At 69.9% G+C, this 22591-nt stretch carries 23 protein-coding genes; 6 read left to right on the top strand and 17 right to left on the bottom strand.

Features of this window, described 5'->3' with window-relative positions; genetic code table 11:
• Positions 1–239: 239 nt before the first annotated feature.
• The 8 genes from recA to dapA all read right to left on the bottom strand — a co-directional run bounded on the left by recA (position 240) and on the right by dapA (position 8813).
• Positions 240–1286, bottom strand: coding sequence for a recombinase RecA (recA, locus tag B7W94_RS14645; protein WP_025103229.1), 1047 nt, complete (start codon positions 1284–1286; stop codon positions 240–242).
• A 260-nt stretch (positions 1287–1546) separates the two neighbouring features.
• Positions 1547–1771, bottom strand: a complete 225-nt coding sequence (locus B7W94_RS14640; RefSeq protein ID WP_025103228.1) for a DUF3046 domain-containing protein — start codon at positions 1769–1771, stop codon at positions 1547–1549.
• 18 nt (positions 1772–1789) lie between these two features.
• Positions 1790–2098 carry a helix-turn-helix domain-containing protein gene (locus tag B7W94_RS14635; protein WP_025103227.1) on the bottom strand — a complete coding sequence of 103 codons (309 nt, stop codon included), beginning with the start codon at positions 2096–2098 and terminating at the stop codon, positions 1790–1792.
• 141 nt (positions 2099–2239) lie between these two features.
• A complete protein-coding gene (locus tag B7W94_RS14630; RefSeq protein ID WP_085607332.1) occupies positions 2240–2728 on the bottom strand; it encodes a CinA family protein in 489 nt (162 codons plus the stop codon).
• Entirely contained in the window at positions 2725–3300 is a 576-nt protein-coding gene (gene pgsA / locus B7W94_RS14625) for a CDP-diacylglycerol--glycerol-3-phosphate 3-phosphatidyltransferase (RefSeq protein ID WP_085607330.1), read from the bottom strand. The genes B7W94_RS14630 and pgsA overlap by 4 nt, the downstream gene beginning before the upstream one ends.
• Positions 3300–6014: an FtsK/SpoIIIE family DNA translocase gene (locus tag B7W94_RS14620; RefSeq protein WP_085607328.1), complete on the bottom strand. Its 2715-nt coding sequence runs from the start codon at positions 6012–6014 to the stop codon at positions 3300–3302. The genes pgsA and B7W94_RS14620 overlap by 1 nt, the downstream gene beginning before the upstream one ends.
• Positions 6015–6105: 91 nt before the next feature.
• Complete coding sequence (locus B7W94_RS14615; protein WP_025103223.1) at positions 6106–7782, bottom strand: ribonuclease J; 1677 nt, start codon at positions 7780–7782, stop codon at positions 6106–6108.
• Positions 7783–7835: 53 nt separating this feature from the next.
• A complete protein-coding gene (dapA, locus tag B7W94_RS14610; protein ID WP_085607326.1) occupies positions 7836–8813 on the bottom strand; it encodes a 4-hydroxy-tetrahydrodipicolinate synthase in 978 nt (325 codons plus the stop codon).
• A 78-nt stretch (positions 8814–8891) separates the two neighbouring features.
• Between dapA and B7W94_RS14605 the strand changes: the two genes are divergently transcribed.
• Complete coding sequence (locus tag B7W94_RS14605) at positions 8892–9431, top strand: NUDIX domain-containing protein (RefSeq protein WP_025103221.1); 540 nt, start codon at positions 8892–8894, stop codon at positions 9429–9431.
• Between the two features lie 7 nt (positions 9432–9438).
• On the opposite strand, the gene B7W94_RS14600 is transcribed toward B7W94_RS14605, so the two are convergent.
• The 3 genes from B7W94_RS14600 to B7W94_RS14590 are packed head-to-tail and all read right to left on the bottom strand — an operon-like array spanning position 9439 to position 11482.
• Positions 9439–10200 (bottom strand): SDR family NAD(P)-dependent oxidoreductase, encoded by a 762-nt coding sequence (locus B7W94_RS14600; RefSeq protein ID WP_085607324.1) that lies wholly within the window; start codon positions 10198–10200, stop codon positions 9439–9441.
• The gene (locus tag B7W94_RS14595; protein ID WP_062634903.1) at positions 10200–10676 is read right to left on the bottom strand and encodes a dihydrofolate reductase; all 477 of its coding nucleotides are present in this window, start codon (positions 10674–10676) and stop codon (positions 10200–10202) included. The genes B7W94_RS14600 and B7W94_RS14595 overlap by 1 nt, the downstream gene beginning before the upstream one ends.
• Entirely contained in the window at positions 10673–11482 is an 810-nt protein-coding gene (locus B7W94_RS14590) for a thymidylate synthase (RefSeq protein ID WP_085607322.1), read from the bottom strand. Before B7W94_RS14590 ends, B7W94_RS14595 begins: the two co-directional genes overlap by 4 nt.
• Before the next feature lie 113 nt (positions 11483–11595).
• Here B7W94_RS14590 and B7W94_RS14585 point away from each other — a divergent pair, with 113 nt between their 5' ends.
• The 3 genes from B7W94_RS14585 (at position 11596) to B7W94_RS14575 (ending at position 13112) form a co-directional block, all read left to right on the top strand.
• Complete coding sequence (locus B7W94_RS14585; protein ID WP_085607320.1) at positions 11596–12009, top strand: thioredoxin family protein; 414 nt, start codon at positions 11596–11598, stop codon at positions 12007–12009.
• Between the two features lie 20 nt (positions 12010–12029).
• Positions 12030–12602: a DUF4395 domain-containing protein gene (locus tag B7W94_RS14580; protein ID WP_085607410.1), complete on the top strand. Its 573-nt coding sequence runs from the start codon at positions 12030–12032 to the stop codon at positions 12600–12602.
• An 84-nt stretch (positions 12603–12686) separates the two neighbouring features.
• On the top strand, positions 12687–13112 hold the full coding sequence (locus B7W94_RS14575; RefSeq protein WP_085607318.1) for an OsmC family peroxiredoxin: 426 nt from the start codon (positions 12687–12689) through the stop codon (positions 13110–13112).
• 12 nt (positions 13113–13124) lie between these two features.
• Here B7W94_RS14575 and B7W94_RS14570 read toward each other — a convergent pair whose 3' ends face one another.
• The 5 genes from B7W94_RS14570 to B7W94_RS14550 form a co-directional block, all read right to left on the bottom strand.
• On the bottom strand, positions 13125–13559 hold the full coding sequence (locus B7W94_RS14570; protein ID WP_082749918.1) for a hypothetical protein: 435 nt from the start codon (positions 13557–13559) through the stop codon (positions 13125–13127).
• The gene (gene dapB, locus B7W94_RS14565) at positions 13559–14299 is read right to left on the bottom strand and encodes a 4-hydroxy-tetrahydrodipicolinate reductase (RefSeq protein ID WP_025103213.1); all 741 of its coding nucleotides are present in this window, start codon (positions 14297–14299) and stop codon (positions 13559–13561) included. The genes B7W94_RS14570 and dapB overlap by 1 nt, the downstream gene beginning before the upstream one ends.
• Positions 14300–14354: 55 nt before the next feature.
• On the bottom strand, positions 14355–14957 hold the full coding sequence (locus B7W94_RS14560) for a histidine phosphatase family protein (RefSeq protein ID WP_025103212.1): 603 nt from the start codon (positions 14955–14957) through the stop codon (positions 14355–14357).
• 73 nt (positions 14958–15030) lie between these two features.
• Positions 15031–16059 (bottom strand): aldo/keto reductase, encoded by a 1029-nt coding sequence (locus B7W94_RS14555; RefSeq protein ID WP_025103211.1) that lies wholly within the window; start codon positions 16057–16059, stop codon positions 15031–15033.
• Between the two features lie 214 nt (positions 16060–16273).
• The gene (locus B7W94_RS14550; RefSeq protein WP_062634912.1) at positions 16274–18547 is read right to left on the bottom strand and encodes a polyribonucleotide nucleotidyltransferase; all 2274 of its coding nucleotides are present in this window, start codon (positions 18545–18547) and stop codon (positions 16274–16276) included.
• A gap of 359 nt (positions 18548–18906) precedes the next feature.
• Between B7W94_RS14550 and B7W94_RS14545 the strand changes: the two genes are divergently transcribed.
• A complete protein-coding gene (locus B7W94_RS14545; RefSeq protein WP_085607316.1) occupies positions 18907–20217 on the top strand; it encodes a UDP-glucose dehydrogenase family protein in 1311 nt (436 codons plus the stop codon).
• Between the two features lie 13 nt (positions 20218–20230).
• On the opposite strand, the gene B7W94_RS14540 is transcribed toward B7W94_RS14545, so the two are convergent.
• Complete coding sequence (locus B7W94_RS14540; RefSeq protein WP_085607314.1) at positions 20231–22171, bottom strand: GDSL-type esterase/lipase family protein; 1941 nt, start codon at positions 22169–22171, stop codon at positions 20231–20233.
• A 188-nt stretch (positions 22172–22359) separates the two neighbouring features.
• Here B7W94_RS14540 and B7W94_RS14535 point away from each other — a divergent pair, with 188 nt between their 5' ends.
• The gene (locus B7W94_RS14535; RefSeq protein WP_025103207.1) at positions 22360–22539 is read left to right on the top strand and encodes a DUF5302 domain-containing protein; all 180 of its coding nucleotides are present in this window, start codon (positions 22360–22362) and stop codon (positions 22537–22539) included.
• Positions 22540–22591 lie beyond the last annotated feature (52 nt).

Below are 22591 nucleotides of genomic sequence, written 5' to 3'. Positions count from 1 at the left end.
GGCGGGGTGCCTCGCGCTGGGAGAACCGTCGTCGACCGACGGGGACCCTGCCGACGCGGGCTCGTGCCACGTCGAGCGCCAGAGTCCCGCCCCGTCCGCGGGCGGCCCCGACCGCGCAGGCGGCGCGGACGACGACTCGTCTGCACCGCCTGCGGCCGGATGCTCCGCACGCGTGGGTCCGCCGAAGAGAGGGATGATGGGGGCGATCCGCTCGGAATCGCCCCCACGCTGGTCACTCATCAGGCCGGGCGACGCTCGGCCAGCTCATCAGCTCCCGGAGCCGCGGCCGGGCCGCCGATACCGAGCTTCTGCTTGATCTGACTCTCGATCGCCAGGGCGATGTCGGCGTTGTTGAGCAGGAACGTGCGCGCGTTCTCCTTGCCCTGGCCCAGCTGGTCGCCGTCGTAGGTGTACCACGATCCCGACTTCTTGACGATGCCGTGCTCGACGCCGAAGTCGATCAGGCTGCCCTCGCGGGAGATGCCGACGCCGTAGAGGATGTCGAACTCCGCCTGCTTGAAGGGCGGGGCCATCTTGTTCTTGACGATCTTGACGCGGGTGCGGTTACCCACGGCGTCCGTGCCGTCCTTGAGCGTCTCGATGCGGCGGATGTCCATACGCACGGAGGCGTAGAACTTCAGCGCCTTACCACCGGCAGTGGTCTCCGGGGAGCCGAAGAACACGCCGATCTTCTCGCGCAGCTGGTTGATGAAGATCATCGTCGTGTTCGTCTGGTTCAGACCACCGGTGAGCTTCCGCAGCGCCTGCGACATGAGGCGGGCCTGGAGACCCACGTGGGAGTCTCCCATCTCGCCCTCGATCTCCGCACGCGGCACCAGGGCCGCCACCGAGTCGACGACGATGAGGTCGATGGCACCGGAGCGCACGAGCATGTCGGCGATCTCGAGAGCCTGCTCACCCGTGTCGGGCTGCGAGACGAGAAGGGCGTCGATGTCGACGCCGAGCTTCGCGGCGTAGTCGGGGTCGAGCGCGTGCTCCGCGTCGATGAATGCCGCGATACCGCCGGCCCGCTGGGCGTTGGCGATGGCGTGCAGCGTCAGCGTCGTCTTACCCGAGGACTCCGGGCCGTAGATCTCGACGATGCGGCCACGCGGCAGACCTCCCACGCCGAGGGCGACGTCAAGGGCGATGGAGCCGGTGGGGATGACGGCCACAGGGGCACGCTCATCGCTGCCCAGCCGCATGACCGAGCCCTTTCCGAACTGGCGGTCGATCTGGGCGAGGGCGGTCTCGAGGGACTTCTCGCGGTCGGCGGGTGATGGCATGGTGTGCTCCTTCTGCGCGTGTGCTGCCGCCTGTAGGCTGTCGCGGCTCTTCCGGCGGAAGGAACTCTCCGACAAGGCGTATGGCTTTTCAGCCTGGACCTCACGGTACGGCGGGCCTCCGACATTGCGTCGAGGAGCCGCGGATCGTGGGGACCAGAACCGTCTGACCACTTGTGCAGAAGACTACGCCTGGTTCGAACAGATTTTCGACAACACGCCGGTCCGGCGTGTCGGACTTCCGCACACCCGGGAAGCCGCCGTCACCGGCCGCGCGGCTCCAGACGCCCCACGCCGTGGCGACGGGATTCGGGGACATCCATGTCGGCGCAGAGCGCGAGCCAGATGTCGCGCGGAGGTACCCCGGCTTCGAGAGCCTCGAGCGCCGTTCGTCCCCCCATGCCGGAGAGCACGAGGTCATTCACCAGAGAAGAGGCTCGGGTATGGAACTCGGCGTCGACGGCGCGCAGGAACTCACTGCGTCGCATAAGGGTGATCTCCGCGTGTCAGCGGAGCGAGAGCTCGGGCTCCACGGACGCGACCAGGTCGTCCGGAACGACGTCCGGGAAGACCTGGATGCCTTCGAGCACCGAAATGCGGTCCCCGACCTCGCGCATGATCGTGGAGATGGGGACGTCGAGCGCCTCTGCCACCGAGGCGAGGATCTCGCTCGAGGCCTCCTTCTGTCCGCGCTCGACCTCACTGAGATAACCGAGAGCGACGGATGCCTTGCTCGCGACCTGCCGGAGCGTCCGCCCCTTCTGCAGACGGAAGTCCCTCAGCACGTCGCCGATCTCCTGTCGTACAAGAATCATCGGAACCTCCTCCGCAGTTCGTGAATCGAGGTCTCCCTCGAAGAGACGGCCAGTCTAGTCCTCCTGGCTTGCACAGAATCTACCCTTGCACTCTGTGGTTTAAATGTGAGCACATCCGTATCAACATGACGCGGGGAGTCGCTATTCCCGCAGCGCAGCGGCCAGCACATCGAGGACTGCCGCGACCGCCTGCGCTCGCACCGCGTCGCGGTCCCCCTCGAAGTGGAACGGTCGGGTCCGGCTCACCGTCGGGGTGACCACGCCGATGTGGACGGTGCCCACGGGCTGCCCATCCGGGGACTCCGGGCCCGCGATCCCCGTGGTGGACACCCCGACATCGGCGGGGAGACCATCCACCGCGACGGCGTCGCGCACTCCGGCAGCCATCTGCCGCGCGACCTCCGGGTGCACCGGCCCGTATCGCTCCAGCAGGTCGGTGTCGACGTCGAGCAGCGTGTGCTTGACGGGGGTGGCGTAGGCGACGATGCCGCCGAGGAGCACCGCGGAGGCGCCGGGAACCGCGACGAGCGCCGCGCACACCGCACCGCCGGTGAGCGACTCCGCGACACCGAGGGTCCAGCCGCGCTCACGCAGAGCTTCCAGAGCCTCGGCCGGCGTCGTGCCGCTCATCGGCTCTGACGCGCGCCGCGCACCTGCGCGACGATGTAGTCGATCCCGCTGACGACGGTGAGCACGAGCACGATGACCATGAGGACGGTCGTCACGACGGTCCACGGGCCGAGCCCGATGAACACGTGCAGCGGCAGGAGAGCCCAGCCGAGGGCGACGCCCTGGAAGGCCGTCTTGATCTTGCCCATCCAGGCGGCCGCGACAACGTGCTCGCTCGCGACGACCAGCCGGTGGATGGTGATCCCCCACTCGCGGACGAGGATGATCACGACGATCCACCAGGAGACCTCGCCCAGGATCGCCAACCCGACGAATCCGGCGCCGGTGAGGAGCTTGTCCGCGATCGGATCCCAGAGCTTGCCGAAGTCGCTGACGATGTCGTAGCGACGTGCGAGGTAGCCGTCGACCCAGTCGGTCGAGATGGCGACGATGAAGAGGACGGCGGCGATCCAGCGCACGGTGAGATCGGCGAGGCCGTACGCCCCGCCGACGAGCAGGAGGACGAAGAACACCACGGCGAGCGGGATGCGCACCACCGTGATGGCGTTGGGGAGCTGCCGAGGGATCGCCATCAATCGCGTCCCGTCAGGCCCCAGGCGTCTTCGTCGCCCTCCGCTTCGACGACCGGCAGGCCGTCGTACTGCGCCTCCAACGGGTCCCGTTCGGCCGGCGGCACCGCTGCGGCGGCGGGCGCAGCCGGAGCCGCAGGAGCCGACGGAACGTCTTCGCCGCGGAGCTTCGCCATGACCTGCGGCAACTGCTCGGGGGTCGCGAGCACATCGCGCGCCTTCGAGCCCTCCGAGGGACCGACGACCTCGCGCGACTCGAGGAGATCCATGAGGCGTCCGGCCTTGGCGAAGCCGACCCGCAGCTTGCGCTGCAGCATCGACGTCGATCCGAACTGCGAGGAGACGATGAGCTCGGCCGCCGCGAGCAGGAGCTCGAGGTCGTCGCCGATGTCCTCGTCGACCTCCTTCTTCTTCGCCGGCTCCATCGCCTCCTGGACGTCGGCACGGTACTCGGGACGCGCCTGACGCGTGACGTGCTTGACGACCGCGTCGATCTCCTTCTCGTCGACCCACGCACCCTGCAGTCGGAACGGCTTCGACGAGCCCATGGGCGAGAAGAGCGCATCACCCTGTCCGATGAGCTTGTCGGCGCCGGGGCTGTCGAGGATCACGCGGCTGTCGGTGACGCTCGTGACCGCGAACGCGAGACGGGACGGCACGTTCGCCTTGATGAGGCCGGTGACGACGTCGACGCTCGGGCGCTGCGTGGCGAGCACCAGGTGGATGCCGGAGGCGCGGGCGAGCTGCGTGATGCGGACGATCGAGTCCTCGACGTCGCGCGGGGCGACCATCATGAGGTCCGCGAGCTCGTCGACCACGACGAGGAGGTACGGGTACGGCTTGAGCACCCGTTCGCTGCCCGGGGGCACCTCCACCTCCCCCGAACGCACGGCGCGGTTGAAGTCGTCGATGTGGCGGAAGCCGAACGACGCGAGGTCGTCGTACCGCATGTCCATCTCCTTCACGACCCACTGCAGCGCCTCGGCGGCCTTCTTCGGGTTCGTGATGATGGGGGTGATCAGGTGCGGGACACCGGCGTAGCTCGTCAGCTCCACACGCTTCGGGTCGATGAGGACCATGCGCACGTCGGACGGGCGCGCCCGCATGAGCAGGCTGGTGATCATCGAGTTCACGAAGCTGGACTTACCGGACCCCGTCGAGCCCGCCACCAGGAGGTGCGGCATCTTCGCGAGGTTGGCGACGACGAAGTTGCCGCCGACGTCCTTGCCGACGCCGATCGTGAGCGGGTGCGTGCTCTTCTGCGCGGCCGCCGACCGCAGCACGTCGCCGAGGGCGACCGTCTCGCGGTCGGTGTTCGGGATCTCGATGCCGATCGCGCTCTTGCCGGGGATCGGCGAGAGGATGCGCACGTCGTTGGAGGCGACCGCATAGGCGAAGTTGTTGCTGAGCTGCAGTATCTTCTCGACCTTGACGCCGTGGCCGACCTCGACCTCGTACTGCGTGACCGTCGGACCGCGGGAGAAGCCGGTGACCTTGGCGTCGACCTTGAACTGGTCGAGGACGCTGGTGATCTGCTCGACGATGCGGTCGTTCGCCTCCGAGCGGGCCACCGAGGGCGGTCCCTCGGACAGCACACCCGGCGACGGGAGGATGTAGGGGGCCACGGGGGCCTGCGGACCGCGGTCGCCGGGGCCCTCGGTGCCGAAGCCGTCCAGTCCGGGCAGCTCCGGCATCTCGCCGGTGTCCGACTCGTCGTCCAGCAGCGCGGTTGTCTGCTGCTCCGCGAGCGCGTCGGTCACGGAGCGCACGTCGCTGAGCACCTCGGTCGCCGCGTCGTACGGGTTCGCCACCGTCACGGCCTGGTCGTATGCGGGGGTGGCCTCCGTGGTCGACAGGAGCGCGGTGATGTCGTCGGACGCGAGCGTGCCCTCGTCGGGGTCTTCCTCGCGACCGGTCTTGTTGCGTCGCCACCAGGGCAGTACGTCCGGGTCGTCGACCTTGTCGGCCTCGTCGACCGCGGCCGAGGAGTCCTTCGCCGGCTTCTCCGGGCGCTCGGCGTCGAACATCCACGCGTAGAGGTCTCCCAGGCGCGCACCGATGCGGTTCGGCGGGGTCTTCGTGAGGATGAGGATGCTGAGGGCGGCGAGCAGCCCGAGGATGATGTAGGCCGGGATGTCGGTCAGGTACGTCAGGGGCTGGCCCACGAGCCACCCGAGCAGGCCACCGGACTCGCTCAGCGCCGGCATGCCCTGGTTCGGGTGGGGACGAGGGCCGGCGACGTGGAAGATCCCCGCCAGAGCGAGCACGAACATCCCGAAGCCGATACCGATGCGCCCGTTGTCGTGCACGGACGACGGATGCCGGAACAGCCATCCCGCCAGGAGGAGCAGCAGCACCGGCATGATGAAGGCCACCCGACCGACGAAGAGCCCCACCGAGTAGGCGCTGATGTTCGCGGCGACCTCGTTGCCGATGAAGAACCACTCGTTGACGGCACCGAGCGCCGCCAGGATCACCAGCAGGAACGGGAATCCGTCCCTGCGGTCGTCCTTCTGCAGCGTCTCCGGCCCGAAGGCCCGGAAGAGTCCGCCGACGCCGTGCGCGAGCCCGTTCCATGCGCGCGCGGCGACGGGCGGCTTGTCCGCCTCGTCGATGTACTTCTTGGGTGCGGGCTGCGCCTTCGGAGCCGCCTGCCGCTTGGGGCGCGACGGGGCGCTCGTCGAGGCGCGCTCGGTCTTGGTGCTGCTCCTGGCCATGCCTCCACGGTACGACCCGCGACCGACATCTCCGCGTCACCACGCGGAACTCGACGATCACGGCGCGCGACGGCACGCCGTGATCGGAGGGTCAGGCCTCGATGACGAGAGGGACGATCATCGGGCGCCGACGCAGCTTCTGGTTCACCCAGCGGCCGATCGTCCGACGGACGACCTGCGACAGCGCGTGCGTGTCGCGCACACCGTTGCCGGACGCCTCCTTCAGCGCGGCGACGATCTTCGGAGCGACGTCGTCAAACACGGCGTCGTCCTCGGCGACGCCGCGCGCGTGGATCTCCGGCCCCGAGATGATGCGCCCGGTCGCGGCATCCACGACGACGATGACCGAGATGAACCCCTCCTCGCCGAGGATGCGGCGGTCCTTGAGATCGGCATCGGTGATCTCGCCGACGGTCGAGCCGTCGACGTAGACGAACCCGAGGTCGAGCTGCCCGGCCACCCGGGCGACGCCGTCTTTCAGGTCGATGACGGTGCCGTTGGAGGCGATGATCGTGTTCTGCTCGGGGATCCCGGTGTCCTGGGCGAGCTTGGCGTTGGCGATCAGGTGCCGGTACTCCCCGTGGACAGGGAGGACGTTCTTCGGCTTGAGGATGTTGTAGCAGTAGAGCAGCTCGCCGGCCGCGGCGTGCCCCGACACGTGCACCCGCGCGTTGGCCTTGTGCACGACGTTCGCGCCCAGCTTCGTGAGCCCGTCGATGACGCGGTAGACGGCGTTCTCGTTGCCCGGGATGAGGCTCGACGCCAGGATCACGGTGTCGCCCTCGCTGACCTCGATGGCGTGGTCCATGTTGGCCATGCGGCTCAGCACGGCCATCGGCTCGCCCTGAGAACCGGTCGACATGTAGACGATCTGCTCGTCCGGGAGGTCGCGTGCCTTCTTGAAGTCGATCAGGACGCCCGCCGGCACCTTGAGGTAGCCGAGCTGCTCCGCGATCGTCATGTTGCGGACCATGCTGCGGCCGAGGAACGCGACCCGACGCCCGTGCGCGTGCGCGGCGTCGATCACCTGCTGCACGCGGTGCACGTGGCTGGAGAAGCTCGCGACGATCACGCGGCGCGGAGCCTTGCCGATGACCTGGTCGAGGACCGGGCCGATGGAGCGCTCCGTGGGCGTGAAGCCGGGGACGTCGGCGTTGGTGGAGTCGACGAGGAAGAGGTCGACGCCCTCCTCCCCCAGGCGCGAGAACGCGCGCAGATCGGTGATGCGGCCGTCCAGGGGCAGCTGGTCCATCTTGAAGTCGCCGGTGGCGAGGGCCATGCCCGCGGGGGTGCGGATCGCGACGGCCAGCGCGTCCGGGATGGAGTGGTTCACCGCGACGAACTCGAGGTCGAACGGCCCGACCTTCTCGTGCTGGCCTTCCTTCACGGTCAGGGTGAAGGCCTTGATGCGGTGCTCCTTCAGCTTCGCCTCGACGAGGGCGAGCGTCAGTCCGGAGCCGATCAGCGGGATGTCGCTCTTCAGCCGCAGCAGGTACGGAACCGCCCCGATGTGGTCCTCGTGCCCGTGCGTCAGCACCACGCCCACGATGTCGTCGAGACGGTCACGGATCGGCTCGAAGTCCGGGAGGATGAGGTCGACGCCGGGCTGGTGCTCCTCCGGGAAGAGCACCCCGCAGTCCACGATGAGGATCTTGCCCGCGTACTCGAACACGGTCATGTTGCGACCGATCTCCCCCAGGCCGCCGATCGGGATGACCCGGAGCGTCCCTTCGTCGAGAGCGGACGGTTCGGCCAGGGGAATGGACATGCTGTCTCCTCAGTCGGACACTCCACGCGTCCGTTCGTTCATGGTGACGCGGCTCAGCGCGTCGTGCCGTGCACCTTCGGCAGGGCGCCGCCCGCGGCCGCGTTGCGGTCGGGCCGGAAGTTCGAGAAGTCCGCCCCCGGCACGCCGCTGACGAGATCGAGCTCGTCCTCGATGAGGGCGGCCTCCCACTCCTCCGGGCCGACGAGGGGAAGGCGGACACGCGGACTGGAGATGCGGCCCAGCCCGTGCAGGATGTACTTCGCGGCGACCGTGCCGGGGACGTGCGTCATGACGGCCCGGACCAGCGGCTCCAGTCGCTTGTGCTCGGCGGTCGCGGTGGCGAGGTCGCCCCGGTTCACCGCGTCGATGATGGTCCGGTACGGAGCGGCGGCGACGTTCGCCGTCACGCCGATGAGGCCGGTCGCGCCGATCGACAGGTGCGGCAGCACGTTCGCGTCGTCACCGGAGAAGTACATGAGGTCGGTCTGGTTGAGCACACGGCTCACCTCGGAGAAGTCGCCCTTCGCATCCTTCACGGCGAGGATGTTCGGGTGCTTGGCGAGCCGGAGGATCGTCTCGTACTTGATCGGGACACCGGTCCGCCCGGGGATGTCGTACAGGATGACCGGCAGGTCGGTCGCATCGGCGACGAGCCGGAAGTGCGTGAGGATGCCCGCCTGCGTCGGCTTGTTGTAGTACGGCGTGACGATCATGATGCCGTCGGCGCCGGCCTTCTCGCTGGCCTTGTACAGCTCGATCGCATGCGCGGTCTCGTTCGATCCGCCACCCGTGATGATCTTCGCGCGTCCCGACGAGACGGACTTGCCGACCTCGACGAGCTTGAGCTTCTCCGGGTCCGTCAGAGTCGAGGTCTCGCCGGTCGTTCCCGTCACGACGATGCCGTCCGCGCCTGCGGTGATCACGTCATCGATGTGCTTCTCGACGGCGGGCCAGTCGACTTCGCCGTCGGCCGTCATCGGAGTGACGAGCGCGACGAGAACCTGTCCGAAGGGGTTGCCCGAGTGCGTCATGCGTCCAGCGTATCGGGTCGGATGCCGCTGTCGCGGACGCGTCCGGTCCTCCTCCCCTGTCGGTCGTAGGCTCGCACCATGGGTTGGATCACGCACGCCTCACGCACGACCTACGAGAACGCCTGGATCCGCGTCCGCGAGGACGACGTCACCGGACCGGGTGGCCGGGGCGTCTACGGCGTCATGACGGTGCGGAACCCGGCGGTGTTCATCGTCGCGATGGACGCCGACGACCGGGTCTGCCTGGTCACCGTCGATCGCTACACGATCGGCCCGTCCGTCGAGGTGCCCGCCGGCGGCACCGACGGCGAGGACCCGCGTGCCGCCGCGGAACGCGAGCTCCTCGAGGAGTCCGGGTACCGGGCGCTCCGGTGGGAGCATCTGGGTACGACGCACGCGCTCGACGGCGTCGCGGAGGCCACGGAGCACGTCTTCCTGGCCCGGGAGATCGAGCGCGTCGACGATGCGGTCGACAGCCGCGCGGAGGAGGGCATCGACACCGTGGAGTGGGTGGCGTTCAGCGAGGTCCTGCGGATGATCGCCGACGGCCGCATCACGGACGGCGAGACGATCGCCGCCATCGCCCTCGCCGGGATCCGTCTCGGGAGGTTCCGCTGACGGCGGGTCAGACCCGACCCCGACGGGCGACCGCCGCGGTGAGGGATCGGGGCAGCACCTTCGTCGCGGCAACGACGGCCTTGTAACGCACGGAGGGGATGGACACGGCCTTGCCGCGCGCCGCGTCGCGAAGCCCCTCGCGCACGACGTCTCGGGCATCAAGCCACAGGAAGGTCGGCACGCCCTCCTCGCCGACCGCGAGACCCATCCGCTCGTGGAAGGACGTGTGCGTGAAACCGGGACAGAGTGCCGTCACGCTCACGCCGTCCGGGCCGTAGGCCGTGTTCGCCCACCGGCTGAAGTCGATGAGCCAGGCCTTGCAGGCGGAGTACGTCGACCGCGAGATGAAACCGGCCACCGAGGCGACGTTGATAATCCGACCGCCCCGCCCCCGCATGGTCTGCAGGGCCGCGTGCATCAGGCGCATGGAGGCCTCGACGTGCACACGCAGATGCCGCACCTCGTCCTCGATGTCGTTGTCGGCGAACTGCAACGGCAATCCGAACCCGGCGTTGTTCACGAGCAGGTCGATCGGATCGTCCCGATCACGGAGCCGAGCCGCGACGAGCTCGACGCCGACCTCCTCGGACAGATCAGCCGGGAGCACCTCGACAGCCACTCCCCACTCGCCGCGCAACTCCCCCGCGAGAGCCGAGAGCGACTCCTCCGAGCGGGCCACGAGCACGAGGTCGGCGCGTCGACGAGCCAGCTGACGAGCGAACTCGGCGCCCAGCCCCGCGCTGGCTCCGGTGATCAGTGCGGTGGGCATCAGCGCTCGTACCTCAGGAAGCGATACCGGACGCCGGTGCGGGACGTCTGCCAGTCCCCCTCGTCCACCACGCGCCACCCGGTCTTAGGCGGAGCGAACGTGTCGCCGTCGACCGTGAGGTCGAGCTCCGTGACCTCGAGCCGGTCGGCGTCCGCGATCACCTGACGGAAGATCTCCGCACCGCCGATGATCCACACCTTCTCCTGGCCGCGCACGGCCTCGGACACCGTGGACGCACGGCGGGCGCCCTCCGCCGTCCAGTCCTGCTGGCGGGTCACGACGATGTTGTCGCGACCGGGCAGGGGGCGGAATCGCTCGGGCAGCGAATCCCAGGTCTTGCGTCCCATGACGACCGGAGCGCCCTGCGTGGTCTCCTTGAAGTGCGCCAGATCCTCCGGCACGTACCAGGGCATGCCGCCCTCGGCGCCGATCACGCCTCCGGCGGCCTCGGCCCAGATGAGCCCCACCCAGGTCATACCGCCACCGCCGCCCTGATCGGTGCGTGGTGCTGGTAGTCCTCGACGACGAAGTCCTCGAACCGGTAGTCGAAGATCGACTCCGGCTTCCGCGCGAAGCGCAGCGTCGGGTACGGGTAGGCCTCTCGCGTGAGCTGCTCGCGCACCTGCTCGACGTGGTTGTCGTAGACGTGGCAGTCCCCGCCGGTCCACACGAAGTCGCCGGGCTCCAGCCCCACCTGCTGCGCGATCATCATCGTCAGCAGCGCGTAGGAGGCGATGTTGAAGGGGACGCCGAGGAACATGTCGGCGCTGCGCTGGTAGAGCTGGCAGGAGAGCTTTCCGTCGGCGACGTAGAACTGGAACAGTGCGTGGCACGGTGCGAGGGCCATGTCCGGGATGTCCGCGGGATTCCAGGCGGAGACGAGCAGGCGCCGCGAGTCGGGTGAGCGCCGGATCTGCTCGATGACCTCGGTCAGCTGATCGATGCTGCCGCCGTCGGGAGTCGGCCAGGACCGCCACTGGACGCCGTACACCGGGCCGAGGTCGCCGTCCTCGTCCGCCCACTCGTCCCAGATCGAGACGCCGTTCTCCTGAAGCCACCGGACGTTGGAGTCGCCACGCAGAAACCAGAGCAGCTCGTACGCGATGGACTTGAAGTGGACGCGCTTCGTGGTGATGAGGGGGAAGCCCTGCGCGAGATCGAAGCGGATCTGCCGCCCGAACACGCTCGTGGTCCCGGTCCCGGTGCGATCGCTCTTGTGCGTGCCCGTCTCGAGCACGTCGCGGAGCAGGTCTTCGTACGGAGTCGGGACAGCGGCGCTCATGGTTGTCAGGATACCCGCCCCGCTCCCGGCGGGGGCGGTGGCCGTGACGCGATCCGCACGTCACGGACCGAAACATCGCGACGCTTCTGCGATCACGGCTCTAGCCTCGAGGGATGTCCCCCGCGCTCGCTTTCGCCGCCCTGGCCGCGTTTCTGGTGCTCGCCACCGTGGTCGGGCTCGTGCTCCGCGGGAGAGAGGGTCGCCGCCGCGACGGCGGCGACCTGCGGTTCGATCCCGCTGATGCGGAGGACGCGGTGCTGGGGGCCACGGCGACGCTCGTGCAGTTCAGCACGGAGACCTGCGCCCGCTGCCCCCAGGTGCGTCGTCTTCTCGGCACATTTGCGTCCGAGGACGCCGGCCTCGCGCACATCGAGGTCGATCTCACGCACCGCCCGGATCTCTCGGCGCGCTACCGTGTGCTGCAGACACCGACCACCTTCGTGCTCGACGCCACCGGGCGCGTCAGGGCCCGGTTCGCGGGCATACCCGCTCGCGAGAGCCTGACCCACGCCCTCGCCGCCGTCTGAGACCCCGTCTGGAGCAGATGATGAACCCTCCCCCCGGAATCGATCCGCGCGGGCCCCGCTTCGCCGCCGGGATCACCGCACTCCTGCTCGCCGTCGCGACGTTCCTGGCCCTCATCGGGATCTCCACCGCGCGGACCACCGATGGCTGGTTCGCGCTCACGGCGTCGTCGGAGTTCGCGTTCATCGGAGGAGGCGGGTGGGCGGTCTCGGCCGCGGGGCCGGTCGCGCGTGTCCTCGACCCGGGCTTCCTCCTCGCCACACTGATCGCGCTCCTGTTCCTCTGGGGCGTCGTCTCTCCCGCCACCGCCCCGTGGGGCGTCCTCTACCGCCGCCTCGTCCGTCCGCGCCTCGCGCCGCCCGCAGAGCTGGAGGATCCGCGTCCCCCGCGGTTCGCCCAGGGCGTTGGTCTCGTCGTCGTGGGATTCGGCCTCCTGCTCCACCTCGCCGGGGTGCCGTGGGCCCTTCCGATCGCCACCGGCGCCGCGTTCCTCGCTGCCTTCCTCAACGCCGTGTTCGGACTGTGCCTCGGGTGCCAGCTCTACCTCCTGCTGCAGCGCGTCGGGCTCACCGGCCGACCGCGCCGCGCCGCCTGACGCCGGTTCCCGAAGGCCCGGTCGCTCGGTAGGCTGACGAGCAAGCGACGCCGCTCCCCCGGTGGCGTCAGAACCGGAGGAACCATGCCCGTCACCAGTGAAGCCGCCGCCACCTGGACCGGATCGCTCACGGAGGGTTCCGGCACGGTCGCCTTCTCCTCCTCGCATCTGGGGACGTTCCCGATCGACTGGAAGTCCCGCAGCGAGGGCAGCGAGACGACCACGACGCCGGAGGAGCTCATCGCCGCGGCCCATGCCTCCTGCTTCAGCATGGCGCTCTCGCACGCGCTCACCGAGAACGGCACGCCCCCGGAGCGCGTCGACACCAGCGCCTCGGTCACCTTCAAGCCGGGCGTCGGCATCACCGGCAGCCACCTCAACGTCAACGCGACCGTGCCGGGTCTGACCGCGGAGAAGTTCCAGGAGATCGCCGAGGGCGCGAAGACCGGTTGCCCGGTGTCCCAGGCTCTCGCGGGCATCGAGATCACGCTCGAGGCGACTCTCGCCTGAGCCGCGTGGACCTCAGGCGCGGGAGAGGCTGATCGCCTGTCGGATGCTCGCCCTGGCGTCCTTGCGGCGTCCCGCCGCGTCCTGCACGACGCCGAGGCGATAGCGCGCCCGCCAGTCGGTGGGCGCCGCCTCCGCCTCCGCCGTGTAGCGCGCGACGAGCGCGTCGGCATCCTTGCGGGCGATGCGTCCGCTGGGCGTGAGCTCGGTCTCCACGGGCGGCATGCCGCCCTCGGCGTCGAGCAGGCGTCCCAGACGGTCGGCACCGAACCCGAAGAGCATCTCGCGCACCAGCGCCCACCCGCCCACGGGTGCGAGCACGAGGAGCGTGATGCCCATCCCGATGGAGACAGGCGTGCCCACGGCGAGGAACATGACGGCGAGCCAGCCCGCCACCACGAGGTAGAGCAGGAGGGCCGCGGCCATCAGCCCGACCCCGATCCGCGACATCACGAGCGGATGCCGATGTCGAGCATGTTCTCCAGGCCCACCACGACGCCGGTGGCGGTGGCCGCATAGGGCACGGCCAGGCGAATCCCCGGCGCATACGCCAGGCCCGGGTCGGTGGTGTCATGCGTGAAGGTCAGCGACTCCCCCGGACCGGACAGGATCACCTCCTGCTTGGCGATCACCCCGGGGCGGCGGAGCGAGTGGATGGGCACGCTGCCGACCTGCTGACCTCGGGCGCGCTGATCGGCATGCGGCGCACTCACCGGACCCTGCGTCGCGCGCGCGGCGGCGATGAGCTCCGCCGTGCGGACGGCAGTCCCGCTGGGCGAGTCCACCTTCGTCTCCCGGTGTGCCTCGACGATCTCGACCGAGCCGAAGTAGGGCGCGGCGGCCGCCGCGAGGGCCGAGCCGAGAACGGAGCCGAGGGAGAAGTTCGGGATGAACACCGCTCCCGTGTCGGCGGCTTCGACGAGCGGCCGGACGAGGGCGATCCGCTCCGCCGACCAGCCGGAGGTGGCCACGAGGATGTTGAGCCCGTGCTCCACGGCCGTGCGCACCACGTCGATGCTGACCTGCGGGGTTGAGGCATCGATCACGAGGTCGGCGCCCGCGAGCTCCGAAAGGTCGCTCGCCGACGTCAGGACCCGGCTCACCTCGAAGCCCTCGAGCTCCTCGATCACCGCAGCGATGATCGTCCCGAGCTTTCCGGTCCCGCCGACGAGGGCTACCTTCGTGGTCATGCGTCCAGTCTATTTCCGGGCGTCGGCCGGGGGTCGCGGCGCGCGGAGGCGTCGATCAGACCAGCAGCGCGTCCGGGATGCCCGTCCGCAGCTCCATCGGAAGATGGCCGGTGTCGTTGTGCGTGAGCAGGGTCCATGGCCGTCCCTGCTTCTGCGCGATCACCGTCAACCCGCAGTGCGACTGGTTCAGGGTCATCCAGCGCCAGTCCGGTGCGGCGAGCACCTCGCGCACGAACCACGAGATCACGAAGTTGTGGGTGATGAGCACCTCGTGCACGTCGCCGGTCTTCCGCACGAGGAACTCGTTGACGGCATCGGACATCTGCGCGCGGCCCGCCTCGATCTCCGCCTCGGTCACGGAGCCGAAGAAGGGCTCGAACACGGCCGGCGTCTCCTCCGTCATCCCCGTCGGCACGCAGTCGAAGAGCAGAGCGGAGGGCTCCGGATCCACGGACGGGAGTCGGCCGGCGATCGCTCGCGCCGTCTCCGCGGCGCGGAGGAGCGGCGAATGCCAGACGGCGTCGAGCGGGAGGCCGGACAGGCGATCCGCGATGAGCTCCGCCTGCCGCTGACCGCGCGGGGAGAGGGGTCCGTCGGCGAGGCCGTGCTCGGCATCCTGATGTTCACCGTGTCTGACCAGATATATGTAGTGCGTCACAACTCGCTCGCTCGCCTCGTCGCCAGCATCCGCCGGTCTTCCTCTTCCACCCTATGTCACGGGCGCCGCGAGCTCAGGCGCCCGCGCGGGTGAGGTCGGCGACCTGTACCCGGGACAGCGTCACGCCCGCGCCCTGCATGAGCTCGTCGACGTGGTCGGTCGCGAACGTGTTCACGATCGGCGCGGCGACCGTGCGCTGCGCGAGCAGCCACGCGATGGACACGGCCGCGACAGGCACGGCAAGCTCCGCCGCGACCTGATCCAGCGCACGCAGCACCTTGGTCCCTCGGCGGTTGAGGTGACCCCGGAGCTGCTCGCCGCGGACGCCTCGTGACGCGACCGCCTTCGTCCGGTGACGGCCGGACAGGAATCCGTGCTCCAGCGCGTGGGACGGCGTCACGGCGAGGTTCTGCGCGCCGGCGACGAGCCGCAGGTCGCCCTCGAACGGCTGCCGACGGACGAGGTTGTACGGCGTGTCGATGACCGTGATGCGCGGATATCCCGCCGACGCGAGGATCCGCGCCTCGACGAGCCTCTCCGGCGTGAAGCCGTACGCGCCGAGCGCCCCGATCTTCCCCGCCTCGACGAGCCACTCGACCGTGGCCAGGGTGTCTTCGAGGTTGGTCGTCGCATCCAGCGTGGCGTCCAGGTACAGCACGTCGATGCGCTCGACGCCGAGCCGGGTCAGCGACCCCTCGACGGCACGGACGAGGTTGACCGATCCCAGGCCGGGGTTGTCGGCGTGCGCTCCGATGCGCACGCTCAGGACCACCCGCTCGCGCTGGTCCCGCGACCGCAGCCACTGCCCGAGGATATGCTCGCTCCGCCCGCCGGAGAACCCGTCCGCGGTATGGATGGCGTTGCCGCCGAACTCCACGTAGCGGTCGAGGATGCCGTGGCTCGTCTCGAGATCGACGTTCCATCCGAACTCCGCGGCGCCGAGCATCAGCGGGAACGTCTCGTACCCGGTCTCGCCGAGGGCGGCGCGGATGGACTCCCCCACGCCGGGCCCGACGATCGGGATGGGGGCGGACGGGTGGTCCTCGTGCTCCTGCGGGGCGCGTTCAGCAGGTGTTCCTGCGCCTACGCTGAACAACCGCATACTCTCACCCCCGCCGTGATCGGCCGCAGCCGATCGACATCACTGCTTCGCTGGCACCCCCCGGTGCGTACTTCGAGGGTATGCGACGTGCGCGAACGTCCCGACCAATCCGGGGAACGGCGCGCAAACTTCCCATAACGTTTCGATCACGGCACAGACGACGGAACCCGGGCCCCTCCGACGGAGAGACCCGGGTTCCGTGTCATCCGTTGTCTTACTCGGCGGCGTCCTCGGCCGGAGTCTCGTCCGCAGCGGGCGCATCGTCGAGCACGGGCTCGAGCGACAGCTTGCCGCGGTCGTCGATCTTCGTGATCTTCACGAGGATCTTCTGGCCGACGGAGAGCACGTCCTCGACGTTCTCCACACGCTTGCCACCGGCGAGCTTGCGCACCTCGGTGACGTGCAGCAGACCGTCCTTGCCCGGCAGCAGCGAGATGAAGGCGCCGAAGGTGGCGATCTTCACGACGGTGCCGAGGAACTGCTCGCCGACCTCCGGGTTGGTCGGGTTGGCGATCGCGTTGACCTGGGCACGGGCGGCCTCGGCCGAGGGGCCGTCGGTCGCGCCGATGTAGACGGTGCCGTCCTCCTCGATGGAGATCTGCGCACCGGTCTCGTCCTGGATCGCGTTGATCGTCTTGCCCTTCGGGCCGATCAGCTCGCCGATCTTGTCGACCGGGATCTGGACGCTGATGACGCGTGGCGCGGTGGGTGCCATCTCGTCGGGAGCGTCGATCGCGGCGTTCAGGACGTTGAGGATCGTCAGACGAGCGTCCTTGGCCTGGGTCAGCGCGCCCGCGAGCACCGACGACGGGATGCCGTCGAGCTTCGTGTCGAGCTGGATGGCGGTGACGAACTCGCTCGTGCCGGCGACCTTGAAGTCCATGTCACCGAGCGCGTCCTCCGCACCCAGGATGTCGGTCAGCGCCGCGTACCGGGTCTCCCCGTTGACCTCGTCGGAGACGAGGCCCATCGCGATGCCGGCGACGGGGGCGCGCAGCGGCACACCCGCGTTGAGGAGCGAGAGGGTCGACGCGCAGACGGAGCCCATCGAGGTGGAGCCGTTGGAGCTCAGCGCCTCGGACACCTGACGGATCGCGTACGGGAACTCCTCGCGGCTCGGCAGAACCGGCACCAGAGCGCGCTCGGCGAGGAAGCCGTGCCCGATCTCGCGACGCTTCGGCGAACCCACGCGGCCGGTCTCACCGGTCGAGTAGGGCGGGAAGTTGTAGTGGTGCATGTAGCGCTTGCTGGTCGTGGGCGACAGCGAGTCGATCTGCTGCTCCATCTTGAGCATGTTCAGCGTGGTGACACCCATGATCTGGGTCTCGCCGCGCTGGAAGATCGCGGAGCCGTGCACGCGCGGGATGACCTGCACCTCGGCGTCGAGCGGACGGATGTCCGCCAGCCCGCGGCCGTCGATGCGGGTGCCCTCGGTGAGGATGCGACCACGCACGATCTTCTTCGTGACGGACTTGTACGCCGCGGAGAACTCCAGCGGGGCCGCAGCCGGGAGCGAGCCCGCCTCGGTGGCCTCGATGAGCTCGGCCTTGACGCGGTCCTTGATCGCGTCGTCGGCGTTCTGGCGCTCGGTCTTGTCGGCGATCTGGTAGACGTCGCTCAGCTCGGCGAACGCGCGCTCGGACACGAAGTCGTAGACCTCGTCGCTGTACGCGGGGAAGACCGGGTACACGCCCGGCTCCTTCGACGCGGTGGCGGCGAGCTCGGCCTGGGCCTTGACGAGCTGGGCGATGAACGGCTTCGAGGCCTCGAGGCCCTGGGCCACGATGGTCTCGTCGGGCTTGGTGGCGCCGGCCTTGATCAGGTTCCAGCTGCCCTCGGTCGCCTCGGCCTCGACCATCATGATCGCGACGTCCTCGGAGCCGTCGGCCTTGGTGACCACGCGGCCGGCGACGATGAGGTCGAACACGGCCTCGGAGACCTGCTCGGCGGTCGGGAACGCGACCCACTGGTCCTCGTGCTGACCGTGACCGGGGATGAACGCGAGGCGCACACCGGCGACGGGACCCGAGAACGGCAGACCCGAGATCTGGGTCGACGCGGACGCGGCGTTGATCGCGAGGGCGTCGTAGAACTCGCCCGGCGCGATCGAGAGGACCGTGATGACGATCTGGACCTCGTTGCGCAGGCCGTCGACGAACGACGGGCGCAGCGGGCGGTCGATCAGACGGCAGACCAGGATCGCCTCGGTCGAGGGACGACCCTCACGACGGAAGAACGAGCCGGGGATCTTGCCGGCGGCGTAGGAGCGCTCCTCGACGTCGACCGTCAGCGGGAAGAAGTCGAAGCCCTCACGCGGGTGCTTGCCCGCGCTCGTGGCCGACAGGAGCATGGTCTCGCCGTCCAGGTAGGCGGCGACGGCGCCCTGAGCCTGCTGCGCGAGGCGGCCGGTCTCGAAGCGGATGGTGCGGGTGCCGAAGCGGCCGTTGTCGAGAACGGCCTCGGTGGCGGTGATTTCAGGACCTTCCAAGAGGTCTCTCCTTCTTTGTTTAGACTCGCGAATCCGTGTGACGCGCGAGCGTGTTCAAAGGAGCGGAACGGAAGGGTTCGGGCGCGCGGGCATTCCCGCGAATCTCGCCTGCGCTGGCCACCAGTAGAAAGCCACCCGACCTGCGCCGAGGAACCCACCACAGGGGACCAGCTTCTCCGCCGATCGCTCCATGAGTCGATGTGAAGTTATCGGATGACCGGGGTCACCCTCGACCACACTACCAGCGTGTGCCCGAAGACCCGAGGGCTCCACGCGCGACCCGGTCCCGACACCCGACCGTCACCCGGTGTTCACCGCGCGTGCGCCGGAGCGAGAGACGGCTCGGCTGTGCTGAGCGCATGCGGATGTCAGTGATCGGATGCGGGTATCTGGGAGCGGTGCACGCCGCGGCGATGGCCTCGCTCGGTCACGATGTCGTGGGGATCGACGTGGACGAGGGCAAGGTCGCCGACCTCACCGCGGGTGCCGCGCCCTTCTTCGAGCCGGGCCTCGCCGAGCTCCTCGAGGAGGGAGTGCGGTCAGGGCGGTTGCGCTTCGCCGCGGATCCGGCGGCCGCTGCCGGGGCGGAGGTGCACTTCCTCGCGGTCGGCACCCCGCAGTCCGCCTCCGGGCCCGCAGCCGACCTCCGCTTCGTCGACGCGGCGATCGACGGGCTGCTCCCGCACCTGCGACCGGGGGCGGTGGTGGCCGGGAAGTCGACGGTGCCCGTGGGCACCGCCGCCCGTCTCGCCCGTCGGATCGCGGAGACCGGCGCGACGCTCGCCTGGAACCCCGAGTTCCTCCGGGAGGGCTGGGCCGTCCACGACACCCTCCGGCCCGACCGTCTGGTGGTCGGGGCCGAGGACACCCGGCAGGGCGTCGCCGCCGTCGACCTGCTCCGCCGCGTGTACGCCGCGGCGATCGACGCGGGCGCGCCCTTCCTCGTCACCGACCTCGCCACCGCTGAGCTCGTGAAGGGTGCCGCCAACGCGTTCCTCGCGACGAAGATCTCGTTCATCAACGCCATGGCCGAGATCGCCGAGGCGGCCGGAGCGGACGTCACCCTCCTCGCCGAAGCACTCGGACACGACTCGCGCATCGGCCGCCGCTACCTCGGCTCGGGGATCGGGTTCGGGGGCGGCTGCCTGCCCAAGGACATCCGCGCGTTCGCGGCGCGCGCCGAGGAGCTCGGACGCGGGGAGGCCGTCGGGTTCCTCCACGAGGTGGACGCCATCAACCTCCGCCGACGGGATCGGGCGGTGCGCCTCGTGGTGGATGCGCTCGGCGGCCTCGTCTTCGGGAGGAGGATCGCCGTCCTCGGCGCGGCCTTCAAGCCCTTCAGCGACGACGTCCGCGATTCCCCCGCCCTGGAGGTGGCCGTGCGGCTGCGCGGACTGGGCGCCGATGTCGTGGTGACCGACCCCGCGGCGATCGAGAACGCCCGCGCACGGCATCCGCAGCTCGGGTACGCCTCGTCCAGGGACGAGGCCCTGCGGGACGCGGATGCGGTCGTCGTCGTCACGGAGTGGGACGAGTACCGCCGGGAGCTCCATCCGCAGCACGCCGGCGGGCTCGTGCGGGGCCGCATCGTGATCGACGGGCGGAACTGTCTGGACGCCGACGCCTGGCGGGCTGCCGGCTGGACCTACCACGGGATGGGGCGACGCTGAGGCCTCGCGCCCGTCAGACCACACTGGCGTCCTGCGGCACGGTGGAGCGCCCGAGGTAGACGTAGTCGTCGTGCTTCGCCCGACGCCCGTCTCCCGCGGCGCGGCCGTGCAGTCGTCGCCACACCCACGGGAGCGCGTACTGCCGCCACCAGGCCGCTCGTCCGATCGGCTCGTTCTCGTGCAACGCCGCATCCAGCGCTCCCAGCGCATCGGCGTGCGGTACCCCGAGCACCTCCGCGACGCGATAGGCGAGCACGCGGTGCCCCCGACTGCCGAGATGCACGAGGTCCTCGCCCCAGTGCTGTCGCTCCCCCAGCGCCGGGAGCAGATCGGTGTCGATGAGGATCGCACCGGTCCGCGCAGCGACCCCGGCGAGCGCCGTGGCGAAAGCGGAGAAGCGCCGCGCGTACAGCGCCGCCGCTCGACGGGCGGGCAGGAACGGCGTGACCAGGATCACGTCGGCACCGGTCGCGCGCAGCCGCCGCACCGCGGTCTCCAGGCTCGCGGCGAGCGCGGGCACGTCGACCCGGTGCCTCACGAGATCGTTGGCACCCACCAGGACGGTGACCAGGTCGGGGCGGAGTTCGCGCGCCCGCTCCAGCTGCGGTCCGCACACGTCGGACACCCGCTTCGACCGGATCGCGAGGTTCGCGTAGTGGAGGCCTCCCCGCGCGGCGAGGAGCAGCGCGAGCCGGTCCGCCCACCCGCGGAGCGCCCCGTCGGGTCCGGGATCGCAGAGACCCTCGGTCACCGAGTCGCCGAGGGCGACGATCCGCCGCCAGCGGCGCGCGGGGGCCGGCAGGGCCGGCTCCGGCCGGACGAGGCGGCGAGCGCGCAGACGACGGTCCACGGCATGCAGCGTCCGCGCCTCCTCGAAATGATCCAGGAGCTGATCTCCGAGGTGCGCCCAGCTCCGGCCCTGCACCGCGATCCAGCCCGCCTCCCCGAACGCCCGACGCCGGCGCTCGTCTCCGGCGAGATCGGTCACGCGACGGCGGAGGTCTGCGAGGTCTCCTGGTCGGTAGAGCCACCCGTCGACGCCGGGCCGGACGAGGTCGAGCGGGCCTCCTCTGCCTGTGGCGACCACGGGGACACCGCTCGCATGGGCCTCCTGGAGTGTCTGCCCGAAGGTCTCGCTCTCCCCCGGATGCACGAAGACGTCGAAGGAGGCCAGCGCCGCCGCGAGCGCCTCCCCGTCGAGCCGCCCGAGGAAGAGGGCGTCGGGAAGCTGCTCCTGCAGCCGCTCCCTCCGGGGGCCGTCTCCGATGATGACGAGACGCGTGCAGGGGATGCCGTGCAGCGCGGCGAGATCCTCCACCTGCTTCTCGGGGGCGAGGCGTCCGACGTAGCCGATGACGGTCTCGGCTCCCCACTCGGCCCGGAGCGCGTCGCTGCGCCGCGAGGGGTGGAAGAGCTCGGCGTCGACACCCCGCCCCCAGGGCCGGATGCGGTCGATGCCGAGCCGGCTCAGCTGCTGTGCCGACTCGGTGGACGGCGCGAGCGTGAGAGTGGCCCTCCTGTGCAGTCGGGCGATGTGGGCATGGGCGATCCCGGTCGTCGCCGCGACGCGATATCTCTCCGTATAGGCGGCCACGTCGGTCTGGTACGCCGCGACCGTTCCGACACCCCCGCGTTCTGCGGCGAGCAGGCCCCGCCACCCGAGCGCGAACGGCGACGCCAGGTGGACGACGTCGGGACGGAAGCGATCGAGCTCCGCGCCGATCCTCCGAATGGTCGCCGCGCCCACCCGGACGTCCCGGTACCCCGGGAGCGGGACGCTGGGAATCGCGGTGACAGGCGCGCCGTGCAGCTCCGCCGGCATTCCGATCGCGGCCGGAGCGAGCACACAGGAGTCATGCCCTCGGCGCTCCAGGTGACGGAGGATCTGCATCACGGATCCGGTCACACCGTTCATGTGCGGAAGGAAGGACTCGGTGACGATCGCGACTCTCACACCCTCAGGATGGCGGCGCTCCCCGTCCCCGCCGAGGGGAATCGGCGTCGGGCACCGGATGTTCACCGGATGCTGGATAACGGGTCACCGGCTATCCGCGCTCTGGTTCCCGCTCACCGCCTCGGGGTCGGTCGCGACCGACGCGGCGACCCTCGCCGCTCGTCCGGCCGTGCTCTAGGCTCGGGAGCATGAGCACCGAAGAAGGCGCCGGCTCCTCCTCCGAGGACATGAAGCGCAAGTTCAAGGAAGCGCTCGAGAAGAAGAACGCGCACCACCGGCAGGGCGAGGCTCACCTCGACGGCGATTCCGCCGTGCACGCCGCCCACGCCCCGCAGACGCGGCGCGAGTTCCGACGCAAGAGCGGTTGACCGCGAGGATGCGGGAGCCGGTCTCCTGCTCCCGCATCCCCCTCCGCAGACA

The sequence above is a fragment of the Microbacterium sp. LEMMJ01 genome (assembly GCF_002114135.1).
GTDB lineage: Bacteria > Actinomycetota > Actinomycetes > Actinomycetales > Microbacteriaceae > Microbacterium.
Note: the sequence above shows the minus strand (reverse complement) of the source record. Positions and strands in the feature narration are given on the sequence as shown.